The sequence below is a fragment of the Hansschlegelia beijingensis genome (assembly GCF_045505405.1).
GTDB classification, from domain to species: Bacteria; Pseudomonadota; Alphaproteobacteria; order Rhizobiales; family Methylopilaceae; genus Methylopila; species Methylopila beijingensis_A.
The window spans coordinates 1-3,774 of sequence record NZ_JBJKEX010000300.1 but is presented as its reverse complement, the minus strand read 5'-3'; the positions used below and the strand labels follow the sequence as shown (position 1 = coordinate 3,774).

Below are 3,774 nucleotides of genomic sequence, written 5' to 3'. Positions count from 1 at the left end.
GCGTAAGCGCGCGCGACGATCCGGTCTGCGTCGCTGGCGGAGCAATGCTTTGCCTTTTTGGCCGATGTCTTCGGCAGGCTCCCACCAGGCGCCAGTTCGGATCGCGGGAGTTGAGCTCCCGGGCGAAGGTCCACACGTCCACGAGGTCGACGATCTCGGTCGGGCTTCCGTCGATCACCGCGCCGCCGCGGTCGCGGGTCACGGTGATGAGCTTCGAGACGAAGCGCAGCGTGATCTGCGCCGTCCGCCCCACCACCTCGGCCCCGGTGATCTCGGACTTGTCGATCGAGACGAAGTTCGACTCCATCGTCTCGCCGCGGTTCTCGCGCTCGGCGATCGCGTTCGAGAAGCTCTCGAAGACGTCGCGGGCCAGAAGCGGCTTCAGGGTCTTGCGGTCGCCGGCCGCGAAGGCCGTCACGATCATTTCATAGGCGCCGCGCGCTCCGGCCACGAAGCCACGGGCGTCGAAGCCGTTCTCCTCCTGCGCGATCTGGTCGAGGCCGCGCGCCGCGGGGCTGTCAGCCTCGACGAGGCCCGCCCAGCGCGGTCCCGGCTCGGGCTCAACGGCATCCGCCGTTGGCCGCTGCGGCTCGGAGTTCCGCTGCGGCAGCGGAATCACCTTGTCGTTCGCCGGCTCGGGCTTGACCTGCGGGCGGCCCACGAAGGGGTCGCTCGGCCTCCGCTCGTTGCCGGTCCGGGTGCCCAGAACCGACCGCAGCCGGAGGAAGATGAACACCGCCAGCACGAGAATGATCACAGTGTAGATGTCGAAGCCGTCGCTCATCTCGTCTCGCAGTCTGTCGGGCCGTGCTTACGGCGATTTTCGCTGTAGCACCCTATATGTGATGAACGCGGCGCCCGATTCCAGTCACGCTATCGCGGCAGCGCTTGAATCACACGCACATCAGCTCCCACATGATGGCCTAAGTCGTTCGGCATCAAGGATCTTCACGGACACGTCATGCCTCGCATCCTCGCTATGATACTCATCCTGCCGGTCGCGGAGCTGATCGCGTTCGTGCTGGTGGGGAGCGCCATCGGCTTCGGCAAGGCGGTCCTGCTTCAGCTCGGCATCTCGCTGATCGGCGTCGCGATGCTCGGCTCGCTGTTCAGCGAGGCGAAGGTCCGGGCCCGCAGCGGCGGCGGCGGTCTGATGTCGATCGCGCTCGACAAGTCGCACAGCCTCCGCGGTCTCGCCGGCCTGCTGTTCACCATTCCGGGCTTCATCACGGACGCGCTCGGGGTTCTGGCCCTCGTGCCGGAGGTACGGGAGCGGCTTCGTCGGCTGATCGGCGGCGCGGAGCCCGTGCCGCCGCGGAGTCCGCGACGCGAGCCGAGCCCCGGCCGGGCCGAGATGCTCGACCTCGACCGGCAAGAGTGGCGCGAAGTGCAGCCCAGCGGCAGGCGGGAAGTCTGACAGGCTCTTCGTCGGGACGCTCCTGACCGCCTTGCGACGCGCGCGAACGTCATGCTACGCCGCGCCACCGTCGCGGCCTCATGTGATGCGCCCGACGTTCCCTCGAGCCGATAGAGACGAGACGCATGGCCAGCAACAACGGCGCGCCCGCGGGCGAGAACAACGCCCCCGCCATCAACGTCCTGGCGCAGTACGTCAAGGATCTGTCGTTCGAGAACCCGAACGCGCCCCGCTCCCTCGCGCCGCGCACGACCGCGCCGCAGATCGAGATCAAGGTCAACGTCAACGCGCGTCAGGTCGGCGAGGCGGATTTCGACGTCGAGCTCGCGATCGAAGGCCAGGCCAAGGATGACGACAGCCTCGTCTTCCGCGTCGACCTGTCCTACGGCGGCGTGTTCCGGGTCATCAACATTCCGGAGGAGCAGCTGCATCCGGTGGTGATGATCGAGTGCCCGCGCCTGCTGTTCCCGTTCGCGCGCCAGATCGTCGCCGACGCGGTCCGCAATGGCGGTTTCCCGCCGCTGATGATCGATCCGGTCGATTTCGCGGCTCTCTACCGCGCACGCGCCGAAGAAGCTCAGGGCAACGCCTGAGCTTCAGGCCTCAGGCCGCCGCCTCGGCGGCGGCCATGTACTCCCGCCAGATCGGTTCGCCGCCGAGCGTCGCCACGAAGGCGAGATGCTCCGCGACCTCGGCCTCCGTCAGACGCGGTGCGAGCGGCGTCGGCCGGGCCGCCACGCCAGCGCCGCGCGCCAGCGCCCGGCCGGCGAGATGCGACAGCCCCAGGGACGCCTGCCGGCCTCCCAGCAGCTCGAGATAGACCTCGGCGAGGATCTCGCTGTCGAGCAGAGCGCCGTGCTTGGTCCGGCGCGAATTGTCGATCCCGTAGCGCTGGCACAAGGCGTCGAGCGAGTTGGCGCCGCCCGGATTCTTGCGACGCGCCAGCATCAGCGTGTCGACCACGCGCTCCCGACCGATCGGCGCGCGGCCGAGGCGCTTCAGTTCGGCGTCCAGAAACGCCATGTCGAACGAGGCGTTGTGGATCACCAGCGCGCCTTCGGCGACGAACGCCAGGAAGTCGTCCGCCACATCCGCAAAACGCGGCTTGTCCGACAGGAACTCGGCTGACAGCCCGTGAACGCGAAAAGCCTCCTCGGGCATGTCGCGTTCAGGGTTGAGGTAGACGTGGAACGTCGCGCCTGTCGGGATGCGGTTGAGGAGCTCCACGCAGCCGATCTCGACCACCCGATCGCCGGTCAGCGGATCGAGCCCCGTCGTCTCGGTGTCGAGAACGATCTCCCGCATGCGTCAGCGTCCCAGAAGGCGCGCGAGGGCCGCGCGCACCTGGGCGCGCGCGTCGTCGACGCCGCCCGAGGTATCGATGACGATGTCCGCGCGGGCGCGCTTCTCGGCGTCGGGCATCTGCCGCGAGAGCACGCTCCGGAAGGTCTCTTCCGTCATTCCCGGTCTTTCCATCACCCGGCGGCGCTGCTCCGCCTCGCCGGCGCTCGCCACCACGACCGCGTCCATCTGCCCGGCGCGACCGCTCTCGAACAGCAGCGGAATGTCCAGCACCGCCACCCGCACGCCTCTCGCGCGGGCGTCGCGCAGGAACTCGGCTTCCGCCTCGCGCACCAGAGGATGGACGATCGCCTCGAGTTTCGCGAGCGCCGCGGGGTCGCCGAGCACTCTCGTCCCCAGCTCCTTTCGGTCCACCTCGCCGTCACGCGTCGTGCCGGGGAACGCGGCCTCGATCAGCGGCGCAGCCTTTCCCCTGTAGAGCGCGTGGACCGCCGCGTCGGCGTCATGCACGGCGGCGCCCTCCTCCGCGAACAGCCTGGCGGTCGTGCTCTTCCCCATGCCGATCGAGCCGGTCAGGCCGATGACGAGCATGTCGGGGGTCGCGTCATCCGCCTCGCTCATCGGGCGAGCAGGTCGTCCACGATGATCCGGCGCAGTTCATCCGTGACCTCCGGCCGAACGCCGAACCAGCGCTCGAAGCCGGGCGCCGCCTGATGGAGCAACATGCCGAGGCCGTCGACCACAACGTTTCCCCGGGCGCGGGCGGCCGCCAGCAGATCGGTCTCGAGCGGCGCGTAGACCAGATCGGTCACGACTGCGGTGCGGGAAAGCGGCGCGAGCTCGATCTCCAGCGGCGGCTTGCCCGTCATGCCGAGCGACGTCGCGTTGACCAGAAGGTCCGCCTCCGCCAGCAGTTCGGGCAGATCGTCGGGCCCGTAGGCCTCGCCTGACCGGCCCGCGAGGCGAGCGACCTCGAAGGCGCGGGACGCGGTCCTGTTCACCACTGCGATGCGCGCGAAGTCCCGCTCGGCGAGCGCGGCTGCGACCGCGCGGGC

The 3,774-nt window shown here is 69.2% G+C and carries 5 protein-coding genes and 1 pseudogene; 2 read left to right on the top strand and 4 right to left on the bottom strand.

Annotated features, from left to right (window positions below; all coding sequences use genetic code 11):
* Positions 1–784: Tim44/TimA family putative adaptor protein (locus tag ACIKT0_RS14720; protein ID WP_407106063.1), on the bottom strand; the 784-nt coding region annotated here is incomplete at its 3' end.
* Between the two features lie 177 nt (positions 785–961).
* On the opposite strand from ACIKT0_RS14720, the gene ACIKT0_RS14715 reads away from it, so the two are divergent.
* Positions 962–1,417: an FxsA family protein gene (locus ACIKT0_RS14715; protein WP_407106062.1), complete on the top strand. Its 456-nt coding sequence runs from the start codon at positions 962–964 to the stop codon at positions 1,415–1,417.
* 125 nt (positions 1,418–1,542) lie between these two features.
* Positions 1,543–2,010: a protein-export chaperone SecB gene (gene secB, locus ACIKT0_RS14710; RefSeq protein WP_183394891.1), complete on the top strand. Its 468-nt coding sequence runs from the start codon at positions 1,543–1,545 to the stop codon at positions 2,008–2,010.
* Positions 2,011–2,020: 10 nt separating this feature from the next.
* Here secB and dnaQ read toward each other — a convergent pair whose 3' ends face one another.
* The 3 genes and pseudogenes from dnaQ to ACIKT0_RS14695 form a co-directional block, all read right to left on the bottom strand.
* Positions 2,021–2,722: a DNA polymerase III subunit epsilon gene (gene dnaQ, locus ACIKT0_RS14705; RefSeq protein ID WP_407106061.1), complete on the bottom strand. Its 702-nt coding sequence runs from the start codon at positions 2,720–2,722 to the stop codon at positions 2,021–2,023.
* 3 nt (positions 2,723–2,725) lie between these two features.
* Positions 2,726–3,310, bottom strand: a complete 585-nt coding sequence (coaE, locus tag ACIKT0_RS14700) for a dephospho-CoA kinase (RefSeq protein WP_407106064.1) — start codon at positions 3,308–3,310, stop codon at positions 2,726–2,728.
* 26 nt (positions 3,311–3,336) lie between these two features.
* Positions 3,337–3,774 (bottom strand): annotated as a pseudogene (locus ACIKT0_RS14695) (shikimate dehydrogenase); the annotation flags it as partial.

What these genes read in the sequence shown, in the direction of transcription:
- secB (WP_183394891.1), top strand. Translation starts at nt 1,543, where the DNA reads ATGGCCAGCAACAACGGCGCGCCCGCGGGCGAGAACAACGCCCCCGCC.
- ACIKT0_RS14715 (WP_407106062.1), top strand. Translation starts at nt 962, where the DNA reads ATGCCTCGCATCCTCGCTATGATACTCATCCTGCCGGTCGCGGAGCTG.
- coaE (WP_407106064.1), bottom strand. Translation starts at nt 3,310, where the DNA reads ATGCTCGTCATCGGCCTGACCGGCTCGATCGGCATGGGGAAGAGCACG.
- dnaQ (WP_407106061.1), bottom strand. Translation starts at nt 2,722, where the DNA reads ATGCGGGAGATCGTTCTCGACACCGAGACGACGGGGCTCGATCCGCTG.